This is a genomic window from Bacillus cereus group sp. MYBK5-2, assembly GCF_051915685.1.
Taxonomy (GTDB): domain Bacteria; phylum Bacillota; class Bacilli; order Bacillales; family Bacillaceae_G; genus Bacillus_A; species Bacillus_A cereus.
The window spans coordinates 14,041-40,240 of the sequence record NZ_JBQAFE010000004.1 but is presented as its reverse complement, the minus strand read 5'-3'; the positions used below and the strand labels follow the sequence as shown (position 1 = coordinate 40,240).

Sequence of the window (26,200 nt, the reverse complement as noted above, 5' to 3'; positions counted from 1 at the left end):
TGCCATTAGTACGAACGTGGCATAAGTAATAAACAAATGAAATAAACTAAAAATCCTGTCCCAAAACATAAAACAGCAATAACCCAAATGATACGAATAAGAGTAGAGCTAATATCAAAATATTCTCCTAAACCACCACATATACCAAATAGCATTTTATCAGTTTCGGATTTACATAACTTTTTTGACATATTCCAATCAACTCCTTTTTATATCAAACTGCATACTTTTATTCTATATGGAAATTTATGAGAAGACTATGGGGTTGTATTACATTTTTTTGTGAGAAGTGATCGTATTAATTGTCTTAATTTTCAGTGGATATTAAACTTGTAGTTATGAGGTGATTTTTAATAAAGGGTGGGGAAATAGAGATGACAGTATATTGGTTGACTAACGTAATGCTTGAATCAGGATATACATATGAAGAAGAGAGAATTTCACAAACGGAAACAGAATTATGCAGTTTACTTATTGAAGATGGTCGAATTAAAAAAATTATAAAAGGGATTGTTCAAGAGGAAGATATAGTAACTTTTGATGCTAAGAACTTATTAATGTTGCCAGCTTTCAAAGAGATGCACATTCACATTGATAAAACATATTATAGTGGCCCATGGAAAGCTTGTATGCCAGCAGAAAGTATTTTTACACGTTTTAATGAAGAAGAAAAAATTTTACCAAAGCAATTAGCGACTGCCCAAAATAGAGCGGAAAATATGCTAGAGTTACTACTGCAAAATGGTGCAACGAATATTAGAACGCATTGTAATGTTGATCCAATTATTGGGCTTGGTAATTTGGAGGCGACGTTAGCGGCATTAGAAACATATAAAAATCGAGTATCTAGTAGAATTGTTGCGTTTCCGCAACATGGATTATTGCGCAGTAATTCTGTGCAACTCGTGAAAGATGCGATGCGTATGGGTGCTCATCTAGTCGGAGGAGTAGATCCAGCTACAGTGGATAATGACATTGAAAAGTCATTACATACAATTATGGATATCGCAGTCGAATTTAATGCGGATGTTGATATTCATTTGCACGATGCGAATAATCTTGGAACGTTTACGATGAAGAGATTGGCAAGTTTAACAGAAGAAGCAGGATGGCAAGGCCGTGTAACGATTAGTCATGCACTTGGACTTGGTGGTGTTACTGATAAAGAGGCTGAAGAAGTGGCAGAAAGACTCGCAAATGTAAATATTGATATTACTTCAACAGTGCCAATTGGTAAACAAGTAATCCCAATTCCGTTATTAGATAAAAAAGGTATTAAGGTTTCATTAGGCAATGATAGCATTACAGATCATTGGTCACCGTTTGGAACAGGTGATATGCTTCAAAAGGCGAATCGATTAGCAGAGCGTTTTGGGTGGAGTGACGAAAGGTCTTTAGGAAAAGCACTCCGCTTTATTACAGGAGGAAAAGAAACGTTAAATAAGGAAGGGAAGCGAGTATGGCCGAATGTAGGGGATGAAGCGAGCTTTGTTTTGACGAATGCGACATGCGCTGCTGAAGCAGTAGCGCGTCAAACAGAAAAACGTTTAGTCGTGTATAAAGGAAATATTGTTGTTGGAAGTTTAAATGAGGTGGAATTAAATAATCTTGTGTAGAAGAATCGTTTAAATATTTTGAGGAGGGTTCTAATGGTGAGTATAGAACTCTTCTTTTTTATTCTTACAATATATTTTTATAGGAAAGCTAGAAGGGATGAAAAAATTGGACAATCAACATAACCAAAATCATATTATGGGAACTTTACAATGGTTTATATTTTTATTAGCAAATTCAATCGCACTACCAATTGTCGTTGGCGGATTATTTCATCTTACGACGGAAGAAATATTTTATTTAATGCAGCGTACGTTTTTTGTAGTTGGTATATCTTCTTTTTTACAAGGATGGCTTGGGCATAGACTACCAATTGCGGATGGGCCGGCTGGATCTTGGGTTGGTGTATTTACCGTACTTGCTTATGCAACGGCCGGACAAGATCAATTACATAGTACACTGCAAATTTTAGAATTAGGAATGATAATCTCCGGTATTATTTTAATAGGATTAGGAGTAACTGGTTTTATAGGACGTATTTTATTTTTATTTACGCCGCTTGTGACAGGGACGTTTTTACTTTTATTATGTTTACAATTAAGTGGTGTATTTTTAAAAGGAATGTTAGGAATTACAGCTACTATTTCTCAAATCGACGGATTTACAGCAATGATCGCGTTTAGTATATTTCTGTTCGTTATTATACTATCTAATTTTGGACAAGGCTTTGTCAAAAGTTATGCAGTTTTAATAGGATTAATTAGTGGGTGGGTTATTTTTCTCATTGCAGGAAAAGTGACAATCCCATCTCAAGTAACTCATTTTGTGCAACTTCCACATATATTTGCTTGGGGACTTCCAAAATGGAATACAGGTATGGCTGTATCAAGTTTTGTTATGGTATGTATTTTAGTTTCGAATACGGTGGCAGCTATTATAGCAATTAATCAAGCAACTATTCATAAAGCGACTATTGAACAAAAACAGTTGAAAGATGGAACATGGGTTGGAGGGATTTCGCATATCATCTCTTCTGTATTTTCAACTGTAGGTGTCGTTCCGTTACCAGCAACGGCAGGATTTATACGTTTAACAAAACAAAAGTATATACGATCGTTCTTAATGGCATGTGCGTTACTAGTCGTAATGTCTCTTTTTCCAAGTATTATTCGTTACTTAGCATCTTTACCATCAGCTGTCGCATCGGCTGTTTTAATGGCTTCGTTCGTACAGTTAATTGGAATTGGATTTAATAATATAAAACAAGTGCCGATGAGTGAAAGGAATGTGACGATTTTAGGCGTTGCAGTATTATTTGGCAGCGGCGTTATGTTTTTACCGTCTGGAGCACTCCAATCCTTGCCGTCTGTTATGCAATATATATTCGGTAATGGTTTATTTGTAGGTACGGTTGTAAGTATATTGCTAGAACAAATATGGCGCGTTGGAAATTAAGTGGATAAAAAGAGTGTACGCACTGTATAAAAGTCTAAAATAACATAGGAAATAAAGCCCATTTTCATTCACCACCTGCACATTTCGTTCATACAATATCTTGACTAAATAAACACCCAACTTACACATACACAGCTCTGGCTTAAGCAAGGAGGGTTATACCAGTTGAAGGAAAAAGCGTATCAATCTAAACCTTTACTCACAAAGAGAGAGAGAGAAGTATTTGAATTGCTGGTTCAAGATAAAACAACGAAGGAAATTGCAGGTGAACTTTTTATAAGTGAAAAGACAGTTCGCAACCACATCTCAAACGCAATGCAAAAGCTAGGGGTTAAAGGACGTTCACAAGCAGTTGTGGAGCTTCTTCGTATGGGAGAGCTCGAATTATAAGAAAGCAGCCGACTTTTATATAAAAGTCGGCTATTTTTTTGTTTGCTTCACTTGCTATATGAATGATAAAAACGTTTCATACATAAATAGGTAATAAGGAGGGGATATGTTGAAAAGGATACTGTTAGTTTCAACAAGTGCTCATGATATGAATGGACACCCGACTGGTTTGTGGCTTGAAGAGCTCGCAGCTCCTTATCATGTATTAAAAAAGGCTAAGTTTGATGTTGATATTGTGTCAATAAAAGGCGGGAGAGTACCTATAGATAGAGTGTCTATTCCGAATGGTATACCTCGCGAATTCAAGCATGTAGCTTCTTTATTGCAAAATACGAGGCCGATTTCAAATGTTCATTTTTCGGATTATGATGCGGTTTTATTTGGTGGTGGGCACGGGGCGATTGTAGATTTTCCAGGTAATCCATATGTAGCAAATTTGATTGAGAATATGTATAACAATAACCGGATTGTAGCGGCTGTTTGTCACGGAGTAAGCTCTTTAGTCGGTGTGAAAAATAAGGATGGCTCGTTTTTTGTTGCGGGTAAGCGTATAACAGGTTATACAAACGATGAAGAAAGAGCTGTACATTTAGAAAAGCGCGTTCCGTTTTTGCTAGAAAGTAAGTTGAAAGAAGAAGGAGCTTTGTTTTATGTAGCCCCCAATTTTACGCCGCATGTAGTAGTAGATGGTCATTTAATTACAGGACAAAATCCACAGTCTAGCGTGGAAATAGGTAAGGCTATAAAAAGGGCTGTAAATAAATTATAGAAAAAGTACCCGCTACTAACAAAGGTAGTGGGTATTTTTATCCCTCTATTTTCCAGGTAGTAGGACCGCGATTGGTGAGGGCTAATAATCAGTGGGGGATGAACAAAACTCCCACTGATTAAAGTTTCACTTTATTCTAAAATTCCCGCCTCAAAATTGGTTTGTAACCGTCCAGTTGGTAATAATTGATTATAGTTTTTTATGTATAGTATATGAAAATGTAATAAACTAAAAAGGCATAATGAGTATAATAACTTCATTTATAATCATTCGTGAATTTGCTATACTATTTTGTATGGACAAAAGGGGAGGCTCTTTTAAATGAGAAAAGTCGCATGTGCAAATACTTATATTAATAAAATAAAGCCCATTATTAGAAAGACAAGTTTTAGCCAATTGAAAATAGATGAAATTGCGAAATATATGGATATTAGTAAAGCTACTTTATATAAACGTTTTTCTTCGAAAGATGAAATTATTGAGGCGGTAGTAGAGGATTTCATGAACTATCTACTCGAAGGTGATGCGGATAATCAAGATGAAAGTATGTCATTTACAGAACGTTTCCAAAAGACGTTTATCCATTCTTTAAAATGTGTGACATATATTTCGGATGTTTTTTTGCAAGATTTGAAAGAAGCATATCCGCATTTGTCGGATCAATTAGTCGCTGCCCAACAAAATCGTAATCATAATTTGCAAATGTTTTTTGAAGCGGGTATGGAACAAGGTTATTTTAATAAAATGAATGCACAATTATTTATGGTACAAGATGATGTGATGTTAAGACGTATTATAGATCATTCTTTTTGTATTCAGTACGATATTACGTTAAAGAAAGCGATACTTGATTTTTATCAATTAAAGAAGTATCAACTTTTTAAACCAGAGTATATAGAAGCAATTGATGATTCTGAAATTGAAAAAGAAGTTATTGCTATTTTGCAAATGATTTCGTAAAAAAGCAGATCTCCCTTAATAGAGGAGAATCTGCTTTTTTAGTACATATTATTTTTGCAACTGCTTTAATACTAATTCGGCTACTGGACCACCTGAAGCTGGGTTTTGACCAGTGATAACACGATTATCTTCTAGAGCATAAGCTTCCCACGGTTGCGCGGCTTTTTCGTAAAGTCCTCCATTTTTAATGAGTTCATCTTCTGTTAAAAATGGAACGAATTGATCTAATTCAGCTAATTTTTCTTCTTCATTTGAAAAGCCTGTTACCTTCTTACCGCTAATTAAACGATCCCCATTGCTTAATGTAATATGAAATAAACCAGCAGCTCCATGACAAACGGAAGAAACAATTCCGCCGTTTTCATAAATATTGCGGCTAATATTTTGAAGTTCTTTATTTTCTGGGAAGTCCCAAATAACCCCGTGGCCACCTGCGTAATAAATAACAGCGTAGTCTTCTGGATTCACTTCACTTGGTTTCATTGTAGAACCGCGGCGATTCATAAACTCTTTCTTTTGATACCATTCCCAATCGATGCTCTCCGCCATTGCTAAACTATGTGGATCAATTGGTGTATAACCGCCTTGTGGACTGACGTAATCAACTTCGTAACCCGCTTCTTCTACTTTTTTTACGAAATGTACAGCTTCACCAAGCCAAAGTCCGGTAGCCCTATTTAAATTTGGATATTTTTCTACGCTTGTTAATACAACTAACATTTTTCTCTTCATCATAATCCTCCTATAATGTCTCTTCTATATAAAAGTTCTGTATGCGTTTCGTTTTATTAAGTTAAAAAATGTAAATTTGAATAATCATGCCAGTCCTCCTTATATCGGCTTCGAAATTAGTGTATAATAACTTTTGAACAAAGTAAACTAAAAAGGCTTAATTAGTTTACTTTGTATATTTTTTCGTTGACAAACTGTAATGCTGAAACTATGATAGTTCCATGAATATCGAACAACATACGTGTTTCGTTTCGAATTCAATTTACCCCGCATTAACGGGCAGTAAGACCCCCATCTCAAAATTCAGCGGAAGCAAAGAAGTTAGGTGGGGGGTGGGCTGCCCGTAAAAGCCCGATTGGTGAGGGCTAATAATCAGTGGGGGATGAATACAAACCTCACTGATTAAAGTTTCACTTTATCGCGCGATAAATTAGCAACTTTTACACATTTAATGAAGTTGTTTAGTGGTGATACAACATTTAAATAACTTCATTTTTTTATCTATAGTTTGACAGTTTTAAAATTGCAATCAGGAGAGTGTTACACATGGGGAAAGATATAAGAAACCATTCGAAATGGTTTGTTTTTACATTATGTTTTATTGTTTTGTTAGGACCGATGAACGCTGTGTTATTTAATGTAGCGCTAGAGGATATTGCCAATGATTTATCAATTAGTCAATCGAAAGTAAGCTGGGTTGTAGTAGGGTATTCCTTAGTTGTCGGTATTGGTTCGATAATATATGGAAAGCTGGCTGATCGTTACAGTGTAAAAAGACTATTAATTATTTCTATTATCATATTTGTAGCTGGTTCTATTGTTGGATTTGTGAATCAATCTTATGAAATTATCATTTTCGCAAGGTTAGTGCAGGCGAGCGGGGGAGCAGCGTTTATTGCGCTTAGTATGATTGCGGTGGCGAAATTAGTTGCTCCAGCTAAAAAACCAGGTGCGTTAGCAATGATTAGTTCTTCTATTGCATTAGCGGTTGGTATTGGACCTTTAGTAGGTGGGGCAATTACAAATACGTTAGGGTGGCCGTATTTATTTTTATTTATGGTTATTTCAATGATTGGTATTTTCTTACTCGTAAAATTTATGCCAGAAGAGGCGCGACATACAGATGAAGTGTTTCGCTTTGATTTCATTGGAGCAGTTTTATTATTTGTATTGATTACGACCATTTTATTAGGAGTTAATATTAATAGTGGGCTTTTTGTGTTATCTGTTGTTTTTCTATTTTTATTTAAGGCTCATATGAAGAGAACAGAGTCGCCGTTTATTGATATTGAGTTATTTACAAATAAACCATTACTTCGTTTAATAGCGGTCGGATTTATCATTAATGTGGCGTTATGTGCTAGTTTATTATTATTACCATTACTGTTAGGAAGAGGACATGGATTGTCTCCATTCGTTATTGGAATTGTATTGTTTATTGCATCTCTCTTTGGTATTGTATCTAGTTTTATTACCGGAAAGATTATTCCTTCGTTTGGGAATGTGAAGATGATGTATGTAGCTTCTGTAGTTATGATCATTGGCTTTTTAATTTTAGGGATTATTCCGGACGGGAACTTACTCTTTATTTTATTTGCGGTTATTTTAACATTTATGAGTTATTCGGCAATTCAAGTATCATTAAACACATTTATCCCGAAAACATTAAATCCAGCTAAAGTTGGAGTCGGTCTTGGTTTATATAATTTAATTAACTTTTTCGGTATGGCATTTGGACCAGCTGTAGCGAGCAAAATTATGGAATCTACAAATAGTTATCGATTGAATTTTATTTTGATCGTCATTTTAATTGCTGCTCATTTCTTCTTATTAATGGGAATGTCTTCTTTTCAAAAAAAGATGGAGCAATGAATATGCACTTTATATAGAAGAAACCGACTTTCTTATAGAAGGTCGGTTATTTTTCTATCTTGCAAATTACGAAAAAAAGGAGCAAAATAAAAAAGGTCCTAGTCTATACATGGGAAAATGAAAATTTTCATACAGAAGCATTTGAAGTGAGCGAACTTAAAGTGTGTAAAATATAATGATAAACATAAAAGATGATGAATGAGAAAACGGGTGATGAAGTTGAATAGAGCAATCGGTGTTATCGATTCAGGAGTTGGCGGTTTAACAGTAGCGAAGGAATTAATTCGTCAGTTGCCGAAAGAGCGTATCATATATTTAGGAGATACAGCACGTTGTCCTTATGGTCCACGTTCTCGAGAAGAAGTACGTCAATTTACGTGGGAAATGACAGAGCATTTACTAGATTTAAATATTAAAATGTTAGTTATTGCGTGTAATACAGCAACTGCAGTTGTATTAGAAGAGATGCAAAAACAATTACCAATTCCAGTAGTAGGAGTTATTCACCCAGGATCACGTACAGCTTTAAAAGTGACAAACACGTATCACGTTGGGATTATTGGAACGATTGGAACGGTGAAAAGTGGTGCATACGAAGAGGCGTTAAAGTCTATTAATAACCGTGTTATGGTAGAAAGTTTAGCTTGTCCACCTTTCGTTGAACTTGTAGAGAGTGGGAATTTCGAAAGTGAAATGGCGTATGAAGTTGTAAGAGAAACGTTGCAACCACTGAAAAGTACCGATATTGATACACTTATATTGGGGTGTACACATTATCCGATTTTAGGACCTGTTATTAAAAAAGTAATGGGAGATAAAGTGCAACTAATTAGTTCTGGTGATGAAACAGCACGTGAAGTAAGTACAATCTTATATCATAGTAAAATGTTGAATGAAGGAGAAGAACAAAGCAATCATCTCTTCTTAACAACAGGAAAAATAGGCTTGTTTAAAGAAATTGCATCAAAATGGTTCGGTCAACCGATTGAAAATGTGAAGCATATTCATTTAGAAAAAGAATAATAGTAGAATTTATATAAGTGAGCTCCTGAGAAATCAGGAGTTTTTGTTTTATCTTGCTATTTGCTGGGGAGTAAGACCCCTGTTGATTAAAGTTTCAATTTATAAGAGGCGCAGCTTGTTCTAAAACGTGAAACAGCTCGTATACATAATAGTACAAACTTAGATTTTAGGGGGGAATGGCATGCCTAAATCCACTTTTAAATGGGTTGTTGGTGCTACTGTGAGTGCTGTTTTACTAACAGGGTGTGGCTTTATAAATCAAGAGAAAGCAACTGAACAAATTGATCCGCCAAAACAAGTTACGTATACAGAGGGTGGGAAGAAAGAAGTAGCTAAAAAAGATAAGCAAGGGCAAATGGTAAATAGAGAACTATACCTTGTTGATAAAAATGGTTATGTTGTACCACAAACGTTAGCTATACCTACTCCGAAAGCAAATGAGACTGTGAAGCAAACGTTAGAATACCTTGTGAAAGATGGACCGGTAACGAATTTATTACCGAATGGGTTTCGTGCAGTCATTCCGGCGAATACAACGATGACCTTAGATTTGAAAAAGGACGGAACGGCAGTTATTGATTTCTCTAAAGAAATGAAAAACTATGCGAAAGAAGAAGAGCGTCAAATCGTTGAATCTATAGCTTGGACGTTGACGCAATTTACAGAGATAAAACAAGTGCAGTTCCAAATAAATGGTGAGAAATTGGCAAAGATGCCGGTTGGTGGTACACCGCTTGGTGAAGGAGTGAGCCGTGCAAATGGTATTAACTTCGATGATGAACAAGTAGCAGATGTAACAAATACAAAACCAGTCACACTGTATTTTATGGCGCAAAATAATAATAAACAGCAATACTACGTACCAGTCACACGCCGCGTTGCGGAAGGTAAAGAAAATGACTATGCAACAATTATAGATGAACTTGTAAAAGGTCCGATCCATCAATCGCTCCTGAATGATTTTAATCCAGGCGTTAAGCTTATTACGAATCCGAAATTACAAGACGGAAATCTTACATTAAACTTTAATGAAAATATATTTGTAAACCCAGATAAAAATATGATCTCAAATTACGTATTGAAGTCGTTAGTTTTATCTTTAACAGAAAAGAAAGGTGTGAAAAATATTTCTATTGAAGTGAATGGAAAAGCAAATCTTATAGATGAAAAGGGCGGAAAGTTAATAAAACCTGTAGATCGTCCAGAAAACGTGAATACAGGTAGTTTTTAATCGTCAATAATTTGATATACTTAAGTAAGAAAGAGGAATTGCTTTTTGGGTTCCTCTTCTTTTATTGTATACATATCATACATTTAAATTTGGCTATACTAACAAGTAGTTATGAGGAGGTTATTTTTATGCGAGTAGATGGTAGAGAGAAAACAGAATTACGCCATATACATATTCATACGAATTATTTAAAACATCCAGAAGGATCAGTGTTAATTGAGGTTGGGGATACAAAGGTAATTTGCTCAGCGACAATTGAAGAGCGTGTCCCGCCATTTATGCGTGGAGAAGGAAAGGGCTGGGTAACAGCTGAATATGCGATGATTCCACGTGCGACAGAACAACGTACAATTAGGGAGTCAAGCAAAGGGAAAGTAACAGGACGTACAATGGAAATCCAGCGCTTAATAGGACGAGCATTACGTGCGGTAGTTGATTTAGAAGCGCTTGGCGAGAGAACAGTTTGGATTGACTGTGATGTCATCCAAGCAGATGGTGGAACGAGAACAGCTTCTATTACAGGTGCATATGTAGCGATGGTATTAGCTTTCGAGAAATTATTACAAGCAGAAAAAGTATCTAAAATTCCAGTAAAAGATTATTTAGCAGCAACATCAGTAGGAATTGTTGAAGAGCAAGGTGTTGTTTTAGATTTAAACTATGCAGAAGATTCTAAAGCAGACGTTGATATGAATGTAATTATGACTGGAAAAGGTCAGTTCGTTGAAGTGCAAGGAACTGGAGAAGAAGCGACGTTTAGTAGAGCGCAGTTAAATGAATTACTTGATGCAGCAGAACAAGGCATTTTCCAACTGATTGATATGCAAAAAGAAGCGTTAGGTGACATCGTATCTCATATAGAGTAGAGGTGGAAAGTATGAAACAAGTTGTTGTAGCGACAAAAAATATGGGGAAAGTACGTGAATTTGCTGAGTTATTTGAGCGATTTGATTTAGAAGTGAAATCATTACACGATTTTCCTCATATTGAAGAAGTCGAAGAAACTGGTGAAACATTTGAAGAAAATGCGATCTTAAAAGCGGATAGTTTGAGTAGACAGTTGAATGCAATTGTAATTGCGGATGATTCAGGTCTTATTGTAGATGCGTTAAACGGGAAACCAGGCGTGTATTCAGCTCGTTTTGCTGGAGAGCCAAAAGATGATCAAGCGAATATTGATAAAGTTTTACAAGAATTAAATGAAATACCGTTTGATAAGCGTAAAGCTCGCTTCTACTGTGCATTAGCAGTAGCTTTCCCTGAAGGTGATAAAAAGCCTGTCATTGTAAACGGGACATGTGAAGGATTTATTTTAGAACAACGCCGCGGAGAAAATGGCTTTGGATACGATCCGATCTTTTATGTGGAAGAGTACAAAAAAGCAATGGCGGAATTAAGTTCAGATGAAAAAAATGCTATTAGTCACCGCGGACGTGCTCTTCGTAAGTTAGAAGAAAAAATCCCGGAATGGTTTTTAGGAGAATAAGGGAGAGAGAATGATGAAAGCTTTAATCGTAAGCGATAGTCATAGCTCTGTGAAGGAATTACAGCAGTTGAAAGAGAAGTATGAAGGGAAAGTAGATATCATGATTCATTGCGGTGATTCAGAGCTAACATCTGCTCATGAAGAACTGCAAGGTTTCCATGTTGTAAAAGGAAACTGTGATTATGCTAACTTTCAAGATGAAATTGTAACTGATGTAGATGGAATTCGCTTCTTAGTTGTGCATGGACATCGCCATAATGTGAAAATGACATTACAAACGCTAGCGTACCATGCTGAAGAAGTGGGAGCGCAAGTTGCATGCTTCGGACATTCTCACGTATTAGGTGCGGAATTAATCGAGGGCGTTTTATTTATTAATCCAGGCAGTATTTTATTACCACGTCAGCGTGTAGAAAAGACATTTGCTTTATTAGAAATGGATGAAAATCAAATGGAAGTTCGTTTTGAAACGTTAGACGGACAACTAGTTGAACAGGCAGTTTTTAAAAGAGGATAAGAAAATTTATCCTCTTTTAAAAAAGGTGTTGACTTTATGTGTGGTTATACATATAATAAATATTGTCGATAGGGCAACGGCGCTAACGAAGAAAAGAAAATAACATATGCGGGTGTAGTTTAGTGGTAAAACAAGAGCCTTCCAAGCTCTGGTCGAGAGTTCGATTCTCTTCACCCGCTCCATGTCCCAGTAGCTCAGCCGGATAGAGCATACGCCTTCTAAGCGTACGGTCGGGAGTTCGAATCTCTCCTGGGACGCTAAAAAAACCTTGTTATCAAAAGATAACAAGGTTTTTTGTTTGTCTAAAATTTGATGTTTGGGTTATAAGTGTAGTTCATGCTTAATATTTGCGAGCTTTCCTTTGATATTAAGCAGTTGCATATGTACTTTTTTTCTTAAATAAAAAGAGCGCCATTTATGCGCCTTATTCATCTTATTTAATTTAAAGAATTAATAGGTTTATGATGGAACTCAAATCCATATCCAGATTCTCTTAATTGTTTACTTGCAATATTATAAAATTCTTTACCATTCTAGTACGGTTGAGCAGCAGTTATCGGAACTTATCCCCGGCAGTGTGTTACAATTAATAGAAGCGGAAAATGAGAATCTCCAATTGACTGGACCTGTGATTGGTTAGATGGTTTAAGAAGGTCGTATAAAAAAGGGAGATGGCGCAAAGATGGCGAGATCAAATGAGAATGATTTAACGGAGAAATTGGCAGAAGGTCACCGAAAATATGGTGATGGCAATTTTACAGTACAGAACATCGGTGATGAAACTAACCCGAATTGGACTATCGTAAAAAATGTGAGGAAGGGATCGGCAGGCATTCGCGAAGGAGAAGATATATTAAGACTGCGATCAAAATATATAAAATAGTACGGAAATGGGCGGAGCGGGAGCTCGAATTTCTCCTGGTACGCTACAAAAACCTTGTTATCTTTTGATAACAAGGTTTTCTGTTTAGTTATTAATAAACTTCTCAAATACAAAACCATAATCTTTCACATTATATTGTTTCTTCGTATCAACAAGCCAGTTAAAGGCGATCTCGTTCATCTCTTTAAATTGCTCTGCTAAATTTACTTGTGCGTTTGAAATGCGGCTAAAGGCATTAGATGCCATATCTAAACTTTTATGTGCATATTGTAATGTAATATCGTTGTCGTATGAAATTTCTTCGATTTTAAGTAAAGCCTTATATAAATCTTTTAATTCTTCAATATGTTTTTTATGAACATCAATTGAGTAATGTTCATCGCCCATTTGAAACTTAATTTCTACATCTAAATCAATCGTTCCTGCAGTTTCAAGTGCTACGTTTTTAATTTGATATTTACTATAACTAAAGCGGCGTAGTGTACGTTTTTTACTTGTTGCGCTTGTACCGTCTAAGTGAATTAACCCTTTGTTTGTGAAGCAATATTCATCTGATTTCGATTTAATTAGAAAGTAAATTTTCTCCCCATCTTCATGCATTACATAATCATCGGCATCGACCTTATCATAGTCTTTAGGTGTAATAACAGAACCTACATCGCTTAGTCCTAATACATCTGCGGCCATTTTTTTAAACATATATAATCCCCCTTGTAAATTAAATTCTTAATTGTACAAAAATATATTAACATGATTTTCATCCTTTGTTTTCTTGTAATACGAAAATATCTGAAGGTAAGTTAAGAAAAGTAATGAATAATTATTTTGATCCTAAATTATTTAGTAAATCTATTAGTTTAAGATTGGATTCTCCGAAAAATAACCAAGAGAAAAAAGTTAATTTTGCAAGTGATTATAGAGAAATTCCGTGAAAGCACCTCAAGCTATGTGAGGTGTTTTTCTATCCTCTTTTGAAATCTTACAATTCTGTAAGGTAACTGTAAGGTAGTTCGATGGTAACAAATTGCTAATCTTTTATAATGAAGATAACAACGATAAAACGAGGAGGCAGAAATGATGAAAGGATTAGTTGTAACGGGCTTAACGGTTGCTTTTGGATTTGTAGCGTATGAGAAATTAACGTATGTAGTTGATGTTGTGAAACATTTGATTGCTTAGAGAAAACAGCCATGAGAGGGAAAGGGAATGAGTGAATGAATGGAATGGTTATTTGGAATTATAGGTACTTGTAGTGTAGTGTTATTGTTCTTTGTCCCAAGTGGTATACTTAGTTCGACAACAAGTTTGTTCTTCTTAAGTTTGTTTGCTTGTACGATGCTTATTATTATGTTTTTAATGAAGCGAAGTAAACCAATCTTCTATTTTAGCATGATTGTTATGGCAATTATTGTTCTCCAAATTATTACCCTTGTAATATACCCCACAATTATAAAAGCTTTCCATTAATGATGAATCCTCTGCGTTTGTTGCTGGGGATTTTTATTTGTACAATTTTAATTTTTAGTAGAGATTTATTCGTATTGGAATGTAAAAATTAAATATTTTCATATTTCAAACAAATAATTTGGGGATGTTGTGTTCTCATTACGCATTTGATATATTTACTTTGAACATAATTAAAATCAAGAAAAAGAGGCGGACGTATGGATAAAAAAAAAAATACGGTCGTATTGTTTCCGCAGCTATCAGAGCGCTATATTGATGAAGGTTTTTTAGCGTTGAAAGAGCGGAAGTTCGAAGATGCATTGCGCTGCTTTGAAATATTACGTCAGTATAATGCGGAAACGGAACAAACGGAATTAGCTTCAGTTATTTGTTTACTCGAATTAAAACGTATGGAAGAAGCGAAAGACAAATGTGAACAGTTGCTTAAAACAGGAGTTGTCTTATTTGGTGATATTCTTGAAACGTACGTGACTATTTTAGTTCAAACAAATGATTATGAAGGTGTTATTGAAACTGTTGAAAAGGTTTTACAAACGAAAGATATAATGCCTGATCAAAAGGAAAAATTAGCGCAGCTTGCTTTATTTGCAGAAGGTATGCTAAATGAGGGAGACGCATCGCTAGTGGATTCAAATTTTGAGTTGAATGAGTTTACTAATGAAATTTTTGGAGAAAACTTTGGACAGAAGCTAAGAGCGATTCAGCGACTTTCATTAAAAGACTTAGATCTTGCATTACCTGTTTTAAAGAAATTTTTAATAGATGAAGAGCAACACCCCTATTTGAAAACTTCTATTTTGTATAAAATGATAGAAAGTCAGGTAGAAGAGGAAATAGAGGTAGAAAAGTTTGGGAATACGATTAAGGTAATTCCAGCATTTACAGGTCATAATGAGGAGCAATCCAATAACATTATACATAAATTATCAAGTCGATTAGAGCAAAATTATCCCGATATATTTGAAGCGATGGTTACATATTGGAAAGAATTGCAAATTAGCATTTTCCCATTCGCTCTATTAATGGATAAAGAAGAGATTTGGTCAGCTGTTTTAGAGAGAATTGGAAGAAAGCGTTTCGGATTGGCTATTGATGAAGAAGAGCTTATGGCAGCATACAATATCGAATTGGAAGAGTTTCATATTGCCTATCAATGGTTATTACGTGTTGAAAGAGAAGGATATTTGCCCGTATAATTATGAAAAAGAATCGTTCAGTTCTTGAAACGAGCATATTCTATGTTATAATGTAAGGGTTGCAAAAGGCAGAAAACTGCCTGTTTGTAAGAGAAGAGAAGTGTAATTCTCTTACTTAATATGTTTCATATTATTCTCGAACAAAATATACCGTAGTTGTCTTCTGGGCAATTAGTAGATTGGAACATTATATCTGAAAGCTTTTGCTAGAGGATTATTTGTGTATTTGTTATTTCAAAAAAGAGATAATGAAGATCTTAATCTATAGAGGTATGTGCATACATTATTATAGTTGGAGGGAAAGAATAAATGTCTACAAAATGGGAAAAATTAGAAGGTAACGTTGGCGTTTTAACAATCGAAGTTGATGCTAAAGAAGTAAACAACTCTATCGACGCTGCGTTCAAAAAAGTAGTAAAAACAATTAACGTACCAGGTTTCCGTAAAGGAAAAATGCCTCGTCCATTATTCGAACAACGCTTTGGTATTGAATCTTTATACCAAGATGCTTTAGATATCATTTTACCAAAAGCATACGGTGAAGCGATTGAAGAAGCTGGTATCTTCCCAGTTGATCATCCTGAAATCGACATCGAGAAGTTCGAAAAAAATGCTAACCTTATCTTCACTGCAAAAGTTACAGTGAAACCTGAAGTTAAATTAGGTGAGTACAAAGGTTTAGCAGTAGAAAAAGTTGAAACAACTGTAACTGACGAAGATGTAGAGAACGAATTAAAATCTTTACAAGAACGTCAAGCTGAACTAGTTGTTAAAGAAGAAGGAACTGTTGAAAACGGTGATACAGCTGTAATCGACTTCGAAGGTTTCGTTGATGGCGAAGCATTTGAAGGCGGAAAAGGCGAAAACTACTCTCTAGCAATCGGTTCTGGTACATTCATCCCAGGTTTCGAAGAGCAAGTAATCGGTCTTAAATCTGGTGAGTCTAAAGACGTTGAAGTATCATTCCCAGAAGAGTACCATGCTGCTGAATTAGCTGGCAAACCAGCAACATTCAAAGTAACAATTCACGAAATCAAAACAAAAGAACTTCCTGAGTTAAACGACGAGTTCGCTAAAGAAGCAGACGAAGCGGTTGCAACTCTTGATGAATTAAAAGCAAAACTTCGCACAAACTTAGAAGAAGGCAAAAAGCACGAAGCTGAGCACAAAGTACGTGACGAAGTAGTAGAATTAGCTGCTGCTAACGCTGAAATCGAAATTCCAGAAGCTATGATCAACACTGAGTTAGATCGTATGGTTCGTGAATTCGAGCAACGTTTAAGCCAACAAGGTATGAACCTTGAGCTTTACTACCAATTCACAGGTACTGATGCTGACAAATTAAAAGAGCAAATGAAAGAAGATGCACAAAAACGTGTAAGAATCAATCTTGTTCTTGAAGCTATCATTGAAGCTGAAAACATCGAAGTTACTGAAGAAGAAGTAACTGCAGAAGTTGAAAAAATGGCTGAAATGTATGGTATGCCAGTAGACGCTATCAAGCAAGCTCTTGGAAGCGTAGACGCTTTAGCTGAAGATCTTAAAGTGCGTAAAGCTGTAGACTTCTTAGTAGAAAACGCTGCATAATAAAATAACAAGGCACGATTAAAATCGTGCCTTGTTTTATAAATATAGAAATATATTTATAAAACTTTTCGATGGAGAAGGAAAAGTTCCTTTACAAGTCGAATATACATATTTCAAAAGTTTTAAAAATTTTTTATTTGTACATAACTAGTCATATTATTTGTATTTCTCGCCACGTAGTGACATAATATGTATTTACATACGATACATTTATCGTGTACATACGAAGGCAAGAGGTTAGCACTTTGTAAGGGGTGTGAAAATATGTTTAAATTTAATGATGAAAAAGGGCAATTAAAATGTTCTTTCTGTGGTAAAACACAAACGCAAGTTCGAAAGTTAGTGGCAGGTCCAGGTGTTTACATTTGTGACGAGTGTATCGAACTTTGTACTGAAATTGTACAAGAGGAGCTTGCGAAGGACGAAGAAGTAGAATTCAAAGATGTACCGAAACCGGTAGAAATTCGTGAAATCTTAGATGAGTATGTCATCGGGCAAGATAGCGCGAAAAAAGCACTAGCGGTAGCGGTATATAACCATTACAAACGCATTAATTCTAACAGCAAAATTGATGATGTAGAATTAGCGAAGAGTAATATCGCACTTATCGGGCCAACAGGTAGTGGTAAAACATTACTGGCACAAACTTTAGCGCGTATTTTAAATGTTCCATTTGCAATCGCGGACGCAACATCTTTAACAGAAGCTGGATATGTTGGGGAAGATGTAGAAAATATCTTACTAAAATTAATTCAAGCAGCTGATTATGATGTAGAGAAAGCGGAAAAAGGAATCATTTATATTGATGAGATTGATAAAGTGGCACGTAAGTCCGAAAATCCATCAATTACACGTGATGTATCTGGTGAAGGTGTGCAGCAGGCACTTCTGAAAATTTTAGAGGGTACTGTAGCAAGCGTTCCACCTCAAGGTGGTCGTAAGCATCCGCACCAAGAGTTTATTCAAATTGATACAACGAACATCTTATTCATTTGTGGTGGAGCGTTTGATGGCATTGAGCCGATTATTAAACGTCGCCTTGGTGAAAAAGTAATTGGATTTGGTTCTGAGAAGAAAAATGCTGATGTAAATGAGAAGCATGTTTTATCTCACGTATTACCAGAGGATCTTTTAAGATTTGGTTTAATTCCAGAGTTTATCGGTCGTCTTCCAGTTATTGCGAACCTAGAGCCACTTGATGAAGATGCTCTTGTTGATATTTTAACGAAACCGAAAAATGCACTTGTTAAGCAATTCCAAAAATTATTGGAGCTTGACGATGTTGAGTTAGAGTTTGAAGAAGGTGCACTAATCGAAATTGCGAAAAAAGCAATTGAACGTAAAACGGGTGCTCGTGGACTTCGTTCTATTATTGAAGGCTTAATGCTTGATGTAATGTTCGAACTTCCATCTCGTAAAGATATCGAGAAGTGTATTCTTACAAAAGAAACAGTAGCTGATAATGAGCCGCCAAAATTGGTGTTACAAGACGGTACTGTACTTGATACAAAAACATCTGCATAATGCGAAAGGGAAACAGCAATTTTTATAATTGCTGTTTTTCTTTATGTTTAGCTACGTTCCTCCGCGGAAATACTAAGAGATAAAATATTGCGGGAGGAAATAAATAATGAGCTGGACAAATATATTTTTAGTTGTTCAACTTGTTTTTGGTGTAATTGTCGGATTGTATTTCTGGCATTTACTTCGAAATCAACGAACACAAAAAGTTTCAATTGATCGAGAATCGAAAAAAGAATTAGAACAGCTTCGTAAAATGCGTGAGATTTCTTTAACAGAGCCGCTAGCAGAAAAGGTGCGTCCTACAACCTTTTTAGATATTGTAGGGCAAGAGGACGGAATTAAGTCGTTAAAAGCGGCTCTTTGTGGTCCGAATCCGCAACATGTAATCATATATGGCCCGCCAGGTGTTGGGAAAACAGCGGCAGCACGTCTTGTATTAGAAGAAGCGAAACGAAATCCTAAATCTCCATTTCGTACGAATGCAACATTTATTGAACTTGATGCGACAACAGCTCGGTTTGATGAACGTGGTATCGCAGACCCTTTAATAGGTTCGGTGCATGATCCGATTTATCAAGGTGCTGGGGCGATGGGGCAAGCAGGTATTCCGCAACCGAAAAAAGGTGCTGTAACAGATGCACATGGTGGTATTTTGTTTATTGATGAGATTGGCGAGCTCCATCCGATTCAAATGAATAAAATGTTAAAGGTGTTAGAAGATCGAAAAGTATTTTTAGAAAGTGCGTACTATAGTGAAGAAAATACGATGATCCCAACATATATACATGATATTTTCCAAAAAGGCTTACCGGCAGATTTTCGCTTAGTTGGAGCAACGACACGTTCGCCAGAGGAAATTCCTCCTGCTATTCGGTCACGTTGCTTAGAAGTATTTTTCCGTGAATTAGATACGGAAGAAATTCAAAAAGTAGCGAAAAATGCCGCGGAAAAAGTGGAAATGCAAATAGGTGAAAATGGTATTGAAATGATCGGGATGTATGCAAGGAATGGACGAGAAGCGATTAATCTCGTGCAAATCTCTGCTGGTATGGCGATAAATGAAGAACGTTCTTTCATTAAGGATGAAGATATAGAGTGGGTTGTTCACTCAAGTCAGCTTACACCGAAATATGAAAAGCACATTTATCCGATTCCAAGGATTGGTCTTGTAAATGGTCTTGCTGTATACGGACCAAATACAGGTGCGTTATTAGAAATTGAAGTAACAGCAATCAAGGCGAAAGATAAAGGATCGGTAAATGTTACCGGAATTGTGGAAGAAGAAAGTATTGGTAGTCAAACGAAATCGATTCGTCGTAAAAGTATGGCGAAAGGCTCTGTTGATAATGTATTAACAGTACTTCGTTCTTTAGATGTGTTGCCAGAAGGATATGATATACATATTAATTTTCCAGGTGGTATCCCAATTGATGGACCTTCTGCAGGAATCGCTATGGCAACAGGTGTATATTCTGCGGTGCACCGCACGTATGTAAATAATGAAGTAGCGATGACAGGGGAAATAAGTATACACGGAGAAGTAAAACCTATTGGTGGCGTGTACGCAAAAATAAAAGCTGCGAAAAAAGCGGGAGCTAAGAAAGTCATTATTCCTGCTGAAAATATGCAACCATTTTTGTATACGATCAAGGGAATTGAAATTATTCCTGTCCGTAAGTTAAAAGAAGTATTTGAGTTAACGTTTATGCAAGAAAATATGCATAGAGAGCTAGATGTACATACTCACGTAGACGAAACAGATGTACAATCTATGTAAAAATAAACAATAATAAAATTTGCCAGACTTCGTTTAAGTTTGTATGCTTAATCGGAGTCTTTTTTCTTTTCGTGAGGTAGAAAAACAAGCTATTTACAATTGCGCGGAATCTCAGCAATTGCATCTAGGTGTATTGTAATATAAAATAGTTGAACAGGAGTTTAATTTATTATGGAGGTGCTATGTCTAGTATGAATACGAACGAAAGAATCGTGCCCCTCCTACCATTAAGAGGCGTTCTCGTATATCCAACGATGGTTTTGCATCTTGATGTAGGACGTGATAAATCGATACAAGCACTAGAGCAGGCGGCAATGGATGAAAATATCATCTTTTTAGCAATGCAAAAAGAAATGAATATCGATGATCCGAAAGAAGATGACATATATAGTGTAGGTACGGTGGCGAAAGTGAAGCAAATGTTAAAATTGCCGAACGGTACGCTTCGTGTCCTTGTGGAAGGTTTACATAGAGCAGAAGTAATAGAGTTTATCGAAGAAGAAAATGTAGTACAAGTGTCTATTAAAACGGTAACTGAAGAAGTAGAAGATGATTTAGAAGAGAAAGCTTTTATGCGTACGTTACTGGAGCATTTCGAACAATATATTAAAGTCTCGAAAAAAGTTTCAAATGAAACATTTGCAACGGTAGCTGATGTGGAAGAACCAGGGAGATTAGCTGATCTAATTGCTTCTCACTTGCCGATTAAAACGAAGCAGAAACAAGAGATTCTAGAGATTGTATCTGTAAAAGAACGATTACAAACACTTATTTCAATTATTCAAGATGAACAAGAGTTACTTAGCCTAGAAAAGAAAATTGGGCAAAAAGTGAAACGTTCCATGGAGCGCACGCAAAAAGAATATTTCTTACGTGAGCAAATGAAGGCGATTCAAACTGAACTTGGCGACAAAGAAGGCAAGGGCGGAGAAGTAGAAGAACTTCGTGAGAAAATTGAACAGTCAGGAATGCCGGAAGAAACAATGAAGGCTGCGCTGAAAGAATTAGATCGTTATGAAAAGTTACCAGCAAGTTCTGCGGAGAGTGGTGTTATTCGCAATTATATTGATTGGTTATTAGCGCTTCCGTGGACAGAGGCAACAGAAGATATAATTGATCTTGCTCATTCGGAAGAGATTTTAAATAACGATCATTACGGTCTTGAAAAAGTGAAAGAGCGTGTACTTGAATATTTAGCTGTACAGAAGTTAACGAATTCATTAAAAGGACCTATCCTTTGTTTAGTAGGCCCTCCTGGGGTCGGCAAAACTTCGTTAGCGCGTTCAATTGCAACATCATTGAATCGTAACTTCGTCCGTGTATCTCTTGGTGGTGTGCGTGATGAATCTGAAATTCGTGGTCACCGCCGTACATATGTTGGAGCAATGCCAGGACGCATTATTCAAGGTATGAAAAAGGCGAAAACAGTTAATCCAGTCTTCTTATTAGATGAGATTGATAAAATGTCTAACGATTTCCGTGGAGATCCATCAGCGGCATTACTTGAAGTATTAGATCCAGAACAAAACCATAACTTCAGTGATCATTACATTGAAGAACCATATGATCTATCAAAAGTTATGTTTGTAGCAACTGCTAATACACTTTCAAGTATTCCAGGTCCATTACTTGACCGTATGGAAATCATTTCGATTGCTGGCTATACAGAACTTGAAAAAGTACACATTGCTCGTGAGCATTTATTGCCGAAACAATTAAAAGAACATGGCTTACGAAAAGGTAATTTACAAGTGCGTGATGAAGCGCTGCTTGAGATTATTCGTTATTATACACGTGAGGCTGGTGTTCGTACGCTAGAGCGCCAAATTGCAAAAGTTTGCCGTAAAGTAGCGAAGATTATCGTTACAGCAGAACGTAAACGTATCGTTGTGACAGAGAAAAAGATTGTTGATTTACTTGGTAAACACATATTCCGTTATGGGCAAGCTGAAAAAACAGACCAAGTTGGTATGGCAACAGGTCTAGCTTACACAGCAGCAGGCGGCGATACACTTGCCATTGAAGTTTCTGTAGCGCCAGGAAAAGGGAAACTAATTTTAACAGGGAAACTTGGGGATGTTATGAAAGAATCAGCACAAGCTGCGTTTAGTTATATACGTTCTCGTGCAGAAGAGCTTCAGATCGATCCGAATTTCCATGAGAAAAATGATATTCATATTCACGTTCCAGAAGGAGCAGTTCCAAAAGACGGACCGTCAGCAGGTATTACGATGGCAACGGCACTTATTTCTGCGCTAACAGGTATTCCTGTAAGTAAAGAAGTGGGTATGACAGGTGAAATTACACTTCGTGGTCGTGTATTACCAATTGGTGGTTTAAAAGAAAAAACATTAAGTGCTCACCGCGCAGGCTTAACAAAAATTATTTTGCCAGCAGAAAACGAGAAAGATTTAGATGATATTCCAGAGAGCGTAAAAGAAAACCTTACGTTTGTGCTTGCATCTCATTTAGATGAAGTATTGGAGCACGCATTAGTAGGAGTGAAACAATGAAAGTAACAAAAGCAGATATTGTAATTAGTGCTGTTAAACCAGAACAATATCCAGACAGTGATTTACCAGAAATTGCATTAGCAGGTCGTTCAAATGTGGGGAAGTCTTCCTTTATTAATAAAATTTTAAATCGTAAAAAGTTAGTACGTATTTCTTCTAAACCAGGAAAAACGCAAACGCTGAACTTTTTCTTAATCAATGAGATGATGCACTTTGTTGACGTTCCAGGTTATGGATATGCGAAAGTATCTAAATCGGAGCGCGCTGCATGGGGGAAAATGATTGAAACGTACTTTACAACGCGTGAACAATTAGACGCAGCTGTATTAGTAGTTGATTTACGTCACCAACCAACAAGTGATGACGTGATGATGTATGATTTCTTAAAGCATTATGAAATCCCAACAATTATTATTGCGACGAAAGCCGATAAAATTCCGAAAGGGAAATGGCAAAAGCATTTAAAAGTTGTAAAAGAAACGCTTGCTGTTGAAATTGGCGATGAAATTGTTCTATTCTCTTCTGAAACAGGACTTGGAAAAGAAGAAGCGTGGAAAGCAATTCATAAATTTACAAAAACAAAAAACGCGTGACGAATGTCGCGCGTTTTTTGTTTTGCTAAATTTTTTAGCGTACGTTTAATGTAACTTCAATATTTCCTCGTGTTGCTTTCGAGTAAGGACATACACCGTGAGCCGCTTCCACAAGTTCTTGTGCTTCGCTATGTGAAACGCCAGCCACATGTACATCAAGTACAGCAGATAGGCCGAAACCACCATCTGTATCTTTTCCGATAGAAACGTGAGCAGTTACTTCTGTACTTTCTACTTTCACACGTTTTGTACGAATGACAAGTTGTAATGCACTATCGAAACAAGCTGCATAACCAGCTGCAAATAGTTGTTCTGGATTTGTTGCTTCTCCGCCTGCACCACCTAGTGCTTTCGGCATTTTTACATCAAGATTTAATATGCCATCATCTGAAACTACTTTCCCATTTCTTCCACCTGTTGCTGTTACTGAAGCAGTATATAATTTATCCATATTTATTCCCCTTTTCCATCATTAATTGTTTTCATTGTGTCAATCAGTTTATTTAGTTGAATTAATAAAGAGCGATATTCTTGCTCTGTAATTCCTAAGTTTGTAGCCATCGTTGTCGGTAATGAACAAGCCTTTTCCTTTAAATCTTTGCCTTGTTCTGTTAATTCAATACAAACTTTTCGCTCGTCTTCTTTGGAACGAACACGTTTTACAAGTTTTAATGATTCCATACGTTTTAACATAGGTGTTAACGTACCAGAGTCTAAAAATAGACGTTCTCCAATTTGTTTTACTGTTAGTCCATCTTGCTCCCATAGTACGAGTAAAGTAATGTACTGGGGATACGTAATACCCATTTCTTCTAAATAAGGTCGATAAAAACGAGTAACCTCTCTAGAGCAGGCGTAAATAGAAAAACAAAGTTGGTTATCTAGATGCAAAGAGTCTTCTGTCATAAATAACTCCCTTCTAATTAAGTTGCGCACAATTTAATTTTGTAAAACTAATATAACGAAAAAGAAGTGCAATGTCAAATACATTGTATTGAGAAAGTCTTTGTTACATTTTGGAACAATCATACATATTTTCCTTCATGATGAAAGAAGATAGGGAAGATGATGTTATAATTTATATGGAATAGTTTCCATCACTTGATTATGAGGGCTTTTTTTGGTAACGTACAAATAGAGTTATTAATTTATAATCATTATAAAGTAGAAATTTTTTTATTAGTGTTACTGAATCTCCTTTATTACATACGGAGAATAATTAAAAAATAATCGGTTGTTCACACGATTGTCAGATTCATAAGAGGAAAGTTGTATTATGATAGTAGATAAAGTGATAAAACGGGTGAAGGGGGACATGCTGCGTGCATATTCTTGTTGTTAGTGTAAATTATCGAACAGCCCCTGTAGAATTTCGTGAGAAACTCACATTTCAGGCAGCAGAACTAGAGCGAGCGATGACTACATTACAAAATCAAAAGAGCGTGTTAGAGAATGTCATTGTGTCAACTTGTAATCGCACTGAGATTTATGCTGTTGTCGATCAATTACACACGGGACGGTATTATATTAAGAAATTTTTAGCTGATTGGTTTCAGCTTGAAATAGAAGAAGTCGCGCCATATTTAACTATTTTTGAACAAGATGGCGCAATAGATCATTTATTCCGCGTAACGTGCGGTTTAGATTCAATGGTAGTCGGAGAAACGCAGATTTTAGGTCAAATAAAAGATAGCTTTTTAGAAGCGCAACAAGTTAAAGCAACAGGCACAATTTTTAATGAATTGTTTAAGCAAGTCATTACATTAGCAAAACGTGCCCACTCAGAAACAACAATCGGGGAAAGTGCAATGTCTGTTAGTTATGCTGCTGTTGAGCTTGGAAAGAAAATATTTGGCGAGTTAACAGATTGTCATGTGCTTATTCTTGGTGCTGGTAAAATGGGCGAACTTGCACTACAAAACTTATATGGAAGTGGTGCTCGTAAAGTAACAGTTATGAATAGGACGCTTTCGAAAGCAGAAGTAATGGCTGAGAAATATATGGGACATGCAAAATCGTTAAGCGAATTACAATGTGCATTATTAGAAGCAGATATTTTAATTAGTTCAACTGGTGCATCTGAGTATGTCATTACGAAAGAGATGATGACAAAGGTGGAGAAAATGCGCTCTGGTCGTCCATTATTTATGGTTGACATTGCAGTGCCGCGTGATATTGATCCAGCGATTGATGAGCTAGAAGGTTCTTTCTTGTATGATATTGATGATTTACAAGGAGTAGTGGAGGCAAACCGTGCTGAGCGTTTGAAAGAGGCAGAGAAAATTCAATTTATGATTGAAGAGGAAATTGTTCTATTTAAAACGTGGTTAAGTACACTTGGTGTTGTTCCATTAATATCAGCTCTTCGTGATAAGGCACTTGCAATCCAAAGTGAAACGATGGTAAGCCTAGAGCGAAAAATACCAAACCTTAGTGATCGTGAGAAAAAAGTCATTAGTAAGCATACGAAAAGTATTATTAATCAATTATTAAAAGACCCAATTTTAGTAGCGAAAGAAATAGCTGCTGAAGAGGGAGCGAGCGAAAAATTAGCGTTATTTGCAAAGATTTTTGATTTAGAAACGGAAGAAGTAGAGAGTCGTGCGGAAGAAGTAGAACATAAAAGAGTGTGGACACCATCCGTTCCATCTTTATAATTTGGAAGGATGAT

At 36.1% G+C, this 26,200-nt stretch carries 25 protein-coding genes, 2 tRNA genes and 1 pseudogene; 22 read left to right on the top strand and 6 right to left on the bottom strand.

The genetic code is table 11. The annotated features are described in order from the left end of the window. Positions 1–5: 5 nt before the first annotated feature. Positions 6–191, bottom strand: a complete 186-nt coding sequence (locus ACTFP3_RS15905) for a PspC domain-containing protein (RefSeq protein WP_000038411.1) — start codon at positions 189–191, stop codon at positions 6–8. A 183-nt stretch (positions 192–374) separates the two neighbouring features. Here ACTFP3_RS15905 and ACTFP3_RS15900 point away from each other — a divergent pair, with 183 nt between their 5' ends. The 5 genes from ACTFP3_RS15900 to ACTFP3_RS15880 all read left to right on the top strand — a co-directional run bounded on the left by ACTFP3_RS15900 (position 375) and on the right by ACTFP3_RS15880 (position 5,128). Further along, positions 375–1,616, top strand: a complete 1,242-nt coding sequence (locus tag ACTFP3_RS15900) for an amidohydrolase family protein (protein WP_440010817.1) — start codon at positions 375–377, stop codon at positions 1,614–1,616. Positions 1,617–1,713: 97 nt separating this feature from the next. Beyond that, positions 1,714–3,009: a purine/pyrimidine permease gene (locus tag ACTFP3_RS15895; protein ID WP_440010815.1), complete on the top strand. Its 1,296-nt coding sequence runs from the start codon at positions 1,714–1,716 to the stop codon at positions 3,007–3,009. 165 nt (positions 3,010–3,174) lie between these two features. Further along, a complete protein-coding gene (gerE, locus tag ACTFP3_RS15890; RefSeq protein WP_000659484.1) occupies positions 3,175–3,399 on the top strand; it encodes a spore germination transcription factor GerE in 225 nt (74 codons plus the stop codon). A gap of 106 nt (positions 3,400–3,505) precedes the next feature. Next, positions 3,506–4,168, top strand: coding sequence for a type 1 glutamine amidotransferase domain-containing protein (locus ACTFP3_RS15885; protein ID WP_000919610.1), 663 nt, complete (start codon positions 3,506–3,508; stop codon positions 4,166–4,168). 321 nt (positions 4,169–4,489) lie between these two features. Next, the gene (locus ACTFP3_RS15880; protein ID WP_001233006.1) at positions 4,490–5,128 is read left to right on the top strand and encodes a TetR/AcrR family transcriptional regulator; all 639 of its coding nucleotides are present in this window, start codon (positions 4,490–4,492) and stop codon (positions 5,126–5,128) included. A 48-nt stretch (positions 5,129–5,176) separates the two neighbouring features. Here ACTFP3_RS15880 and ACTFP3_RS15875 read toward each other — a convergent pair whose 3' ends face one another. Further along, positions 5,177–5,860 (bottom strand): type 1 glutamine amidotransferase domain-containing protein, encoded by a 684-nt coding sequence (locus ACTFP3_RS15875; RefSeq protein ID WP_440010813.1) that lies wholly within the window; start codon positions 5,858–5,860, stop codon positions 5,177–5,179. A 546-nt stretch (positions 5,861–6,406) separates the two neighbouring features. Between ACTFP3_RS15875 and ACTFP3_RS15870 the strand changes: the two genes are divergently transcribed. The 8 genes from ACTFP3_RS15870 (at position 6,407) to ACTFP3_RS15835 (ending at position 12,246) form a co-directional block, all read left to right on the top strand. Beyond that, positions 6,407–7,732, top strand: a complete 1,326-nt coding sequence (locus tag ACTFP3_RS15870) for an MFS transporter (RefSeq protein ID WP_006921220.1) — start codon at positions 6,407–6,409, stop codon at positions 7,730–7,732. Positions 7,733–7,945: 213 nt separating this feature from the next. Beyond that, positions 7,946–8,755 carry a glutamate racemase gene (gene racE, locus ACTFP3_RS15865; RefSeq protein ID WP_089607652.1) on the top strand — a complete coding sequence of 270 codons (810 nt, stop codon included), beginning with the start codon at positions 7,946–7,948 and terminating at the stop codon, positions 8,753–8,755. A 181-nt stretch (positions 8,756–8,936) separates the two neighbouring features. Beyond that, complete coding sequence (gene gerM, locus ACTFP3_RS15860; RefSeq protein WP_001126748.1) at positions 8,937–9,986, top strand: spore germination protein GerM; 1,050 nt, start codon at positions 8,937–8,939, stop codon at positions 9,984–9,986. A gap of 128 nt (positions 9,987–10,114) precedes the next feature. Then, complete coding sequence (gene rph, locus ACTFP3_RS15855) at positions 10,115–10,852, top strand: ribonuclease PH (RefSeq protein WP_001261765.1); 738 nt, start codon at positions 10,115–10,117, stop codon at positions 10,850–10,852. Positions 10,853–10,863: 11 nt separating this feature from the next. Then, complete coding sequence (locus ACTFP3_RS15850; protein ID WP_000815939.1) at positions 10,864–11,472, top strand: XTP/dITP diphosphatase; 609 nt, start codon at positions 10,864–10,866, stop codon at positions 11,470–11,472. A gap of 13 nt (positions 11,473–11,485) precedes the next feature. Continuing rightward, the gene (locus ACTFP3_RS15845) at positions 11,486–11,989 is read left to right on the top strand and encodes a metallophosphoesterase (RefSeq protein ID WP_000645511.1); all 504 of its coding nucleotides are present in this window, start codon (positions 11,486–11,488) and stop codon (positions 11,987–11,989) included. Positions 11,990–12,097: 108 nt separating this feature from the next. Continuing rightward, positions 12,098–12,171 (top strand) — tRNA-Gly (locus ACTFP3_RS15840). A 1-nt stretch (position 12,172) separates the two neighbouring features. Beyond that, positions 12,173–12,246: transfer RNA gene (locus tag ACTFP3_RS15835), tRNA-Arg, on the top strand. 180 nt (positions 12,247–12,426) lie between these two features. On the opposite strand, the pseudogene ACTFP3_RS15830 reads toward ACTFP3_RS15835, so the two are convergent. Continuing rightward, positions 12,427–12,519, bottom strand: a pseudogene (locus ACTFP3_RS15830) (DUF6572 domain-containing protein); the annotation flags it as partial. A gap of 152 nt (positions 12,520–12,671) precedes the next feature. Between ACTFP3_RS15830 and ACTFP3_RS15825 the strand changes: the two are divergent. Next, complete coding sequence (locus tag ACTFP3_RS15825; RefSeq protein WP_000124459.1) at positions 12,672–12,872, top strand: hypothetical protein; 201 nt, start codon at positions 12,672–12,674, stop codon at positions 12,870–12,872. Between the two features lie 84 nt (positions 12,873–12,956). On the opposite strand, the gene ACTFP3_RS15820 is transcribed toward ACTFP3_RS15825, so the two are convergent. Further along, a complete protein-coding gene (locus tag ACTFP3_RS15820) occupies positions 12,957–13,571 on the bottom strand; it encodes a PH domain-containing protein (protein WP_000473869.1) in 615 nt (204 codons plus the stop codon). A gap of 519 nt (positions 13,572–14,090) precedes the next feature. Here ACTFP3_RS15820 and ACTFP3_RS15815 point away from each other — a divergent pair. The 7 genes from ACTFP3_RS15815 to ysxC all read left to right on the top strand — a co-directional run bounded on the left by ACTFP3_RS15815 (position 14,091) and on the right by ysxC (position 23,529). Continuing rightward, complete coding sequence (locus ACTFP3_RS15815; protein ID WP_001983650.1) at positions 14,091–14,339, top strand: hypothetical protein; 249 nt, start codon at positions 14,091–14,093, stop codon at positions 14,337–14,339. Positions 14,340–14,536: 197 nt separating this feature from the next. Further along, positions 14,537–15,535, top strand: a complete 999-nt coding sequence (locus ACTFP3_RS15810; RefSeq protein WP_440010810.1) for a hypothetical protein — start codon at positions 14,537–14,539, stop codon at positions 15,533–15,535. 309 nt (positions 15,536–15,844) lie between these two features. Next, positions 15,845–17,122, top strand: coding sequence for a trigger factor (gene tig, locus ACTFP3_RS15805; protein WP_000105215.1), 1,278 nt, complete (start codon positions 15,845–15,847; stop codon positions 17,120–17,122). 264 nt (positions 17,123–17,386) lie between these two features. Further along, positions 17,387–18,646: an ATP-dependent protease ATP-binding subunit ClpX gene (gene clpX / locus ACTFP3_RS15800; protein ID WP_000472289.1), complete on the top strand. Its 1,260-nt coding sequence runs from the start codon at positions 17,387–17,389 to the stop codon at positions 18,644–18,646. A gap of 106 nt (positions 18,647–18,752) precedes the next feature. Next, positions 18,753–20,423 carry an ATP-dependent protease LonB gene (lonB, locus tag ACTFP3_RS15795; RefSeq protein ID WP_440010808.1) on the top strand — a complete coding sequence of 557 codons (1,671 nt, stop codon included), beginning with the start codon at positions 18,753–18,755 and terminating at the stop codon, positions 20,421–20,423. A 182-nt stretch (positions 20,424–20,605) separates the two neighbouring features. After that, the gene (lon, locus tag ACTFP3_RS15790) at positions 20,606–22,936 is read left to right on the top strand and encodes an endopeptidase La (protein WP_000097285.1); all 2,331 of its coding nucleotides are present in this window, start codon (positions 20,606–20,608) and stop codon (positions 22,934–22,936) included. Next, positions 22,933–23,529: a ribosome biogenesis GTP-binding protein YsxC gene (ysxC, locus tag ACTFP3_RS15785; RefSeq protein ID WP_000869116.1), complete on the top strand. Its 597-nt coding sequence runs from the start codon at positions 22,933–22,935 to the stop codon at positions 23,527–23,529. The genes lon and ysxC overlap by 4 nt, the downstream gene beginning before the upstream one ends. A 34-nt stretch (positions 23,530–23,563) precedes the next feature. Here the strand turns inward: ysxC and ACTFP3_RS15780 are convergent, their stop codons facing one another. Continuing rightward, complete coding sequence (locus ACTFP3_RS15780) at positions 23,564–23,980, bottom strand: organic hydroperoxide resistance protein (RefSeq protein WP_000359781.1); 417 nt, start codon at positions 23,978–23,980, stop codon at positions 23,564–23,566. A gap of 2 nt (positions 23,981–23,982) precedes the next feature. After that, entirely contained in the window at positions 23,983–24,435 is a 453-nt protein-coding gene (locus ACTFP3_RS15775; RefSeq protein WP_000133922.1) for a MarR family winged helix-turn-helix transcriptional regulator, read from the bottom strand. A 416-nt stretch (positions 24,436–24,851) separates the two neighbouring features. Between ACTFP3_RS15775 and hemA the strand changes: the two genes are divergently transcribed. Beyond that, complete coding sequence (gene hemA / locus ACTFP3_RS15770) at positions 24,852–26,186, top strand: glutamyl-tRNA reductase (protein WP_000547868.1); 1,335 nt, start codon at positions 24,852–24,854, stop codon at positions 26,184–26,186. The last annotated feature ends 14 nt before the right edge of the window (positions 26,187–26,200 follow it).

Bases quoted from the DNA above. Each gene is read 5' to 3' on its own strand.
- ACTFP3_RS15905 (WP_000038411.1), bottom strand. From the start codon at position 191: ATGTCAAAAAAGTTATGTAAATCCGAAACTGATAAAATGCTATTTGGT.
- ACTFP3_RS15900 (WP_440010817.1), top strand. From the start codon at position 375: ATGACAGTATATTGGTTGACTAACGTAATGCTTGAATCAGGATATACA.
- ACTFP3_RS15895 (WP_440010815.1), top strand. From the start codon at position 1,714: ATGAAAAAATTGGACAATCAACATAACCAAAATCATATTATGGGAACT.
- ACTFP3_RS15885 (WP_000919610.1), top strand. From the start codon at position 3,506: ATGTTGAAAAGGATACTGTTAGTTTCAACAAGTGCTCATGATATGAAT.
- ACTFP3_RS15880 (WP_001233006.1), top strand. From the start codon at position 4,490: ATGAGAAAAGTCGCATGTGCAAATACTTATATTAATAAAATAAAGCCC.
- ACTFP3_RS15875 (WP_440010813.1), bottom strand. From the start codon at position 5,860: ATGAAGAGAAAAATGTTAGTTGTATTAACAAGCGTAGAAAAATATCCA.
- ACTFP3_RS15870 (WP_006921220.1), top strand. From the start codon at position 6,407: ATGGGGAAAGATATAAGAAACCATTCGAAATGGTTTGTTTTTACATTA.
- racE (WP_089607652.1), top strand. From the start codon at position 7,946: ATGAAGTTGAATAGAGCAATCGGTGTTATCGATTCAGGAGTTGGCGGT.
- gerM (WP_001126748.1), top strand. From the start codon at position 8,937: ATGCCTAAATCCACTTTTAAATGGGTTGTTGGTGCTACTGTGAGTGCT.
- rph (WP_001261765.1), top strand. From the start codon at position 10,115: ATGCGAGTAGATGGTAGAGAGAAAACAGAATTACGCCATATACATATT.
- ACTFP3_RS15850 (WP_000815939.1), top strand. From the start codon at position 10,864: ATGAAACAAGTTGTTGTAGCGACAAAAAATATGGGGAAAGTACGTGAA.
- ACTFP3_RS15845 (WP_000645511.1), top strand. From the start codon at position 11,486: ATGAAAGCTTTAATCGTAAGCGATAGTCATAGCTCTGTGAAGGAATTA.
- ACTFP3_RS15825 (WP_000124459.1), top strand. From the start codon at position 12,672: ATGGCGAGATCAAATGAGAATGATTTAACGGAGAAATTGGCAGAAGGT.
- ACTFP3_RS15820 (WP_000473869.1), bottom strand. From the start codon at position 13,571: ATGTTTAAAAAAATGGCCGCAGATGTATTAGGACTAAGCGATGTAGGT.
- ACTFP3_RS15815 (WP_001983650.1), top strand. From the start codon at position 14,091: ATGGAATGGTTATTTGGAATTATAGGTACTTGTAGTGTAGTGTTATTG.
- ACTFP3_RS15810 (WP_440010810.1), top strand. From the start codon at position 14,537: ATGGATAAAAAAAAAAATACGGTCGTATTGTTTCCGCAGCTATCAGAG.
- tig (WP_000105215.1), top strand. From the start codon at position 15,845: ATGTCTACAAAATGGGAAAAATTAGAAGGTAACGTTGGCGTTTTAACA.
- clpX (WP_000472289.1), top strand. From the start codon at position 17,387: ATGTTTAAATTTAATGATGAAAAAGGGCAATTAAAATGTTCTTTCTGT.
- lonB (WP_440010808.1), top strand. From the start codon at position 18,753: ATGAGCTGGACAAATATATTTTTAGTTGTTCAACTTGTTTTTGGTGTA.
- lon (WP_000097285.1), top strand. From the start codon at position 20,606: ATGTCTAGTATGAATACGAACGAAAGAATCGTGCCCCTCCTACCATTA.
- ysxC (WP_000869116.1), top strand. From the start codon at position 22,933: ATGAAAGTAACAAAAGCAGATATTGTAATTAGTGCTGTTAAACCAGAA.
- ACTFP3_RS15780 (WP_000359781.1), bottom strand. From the start codon at position 23,980: ATGGATAAATTATATACTGCTTCAGTAACAGCAACAGGTGGAAGAAAT.
- ACTFP3_RS15775 (WP_000133922.1), bottom strand. From the start codon at position 24,435: ATGACAGAAGACTCTTTGCATCTAGATAACCAACTTTGTTTTTCTATT.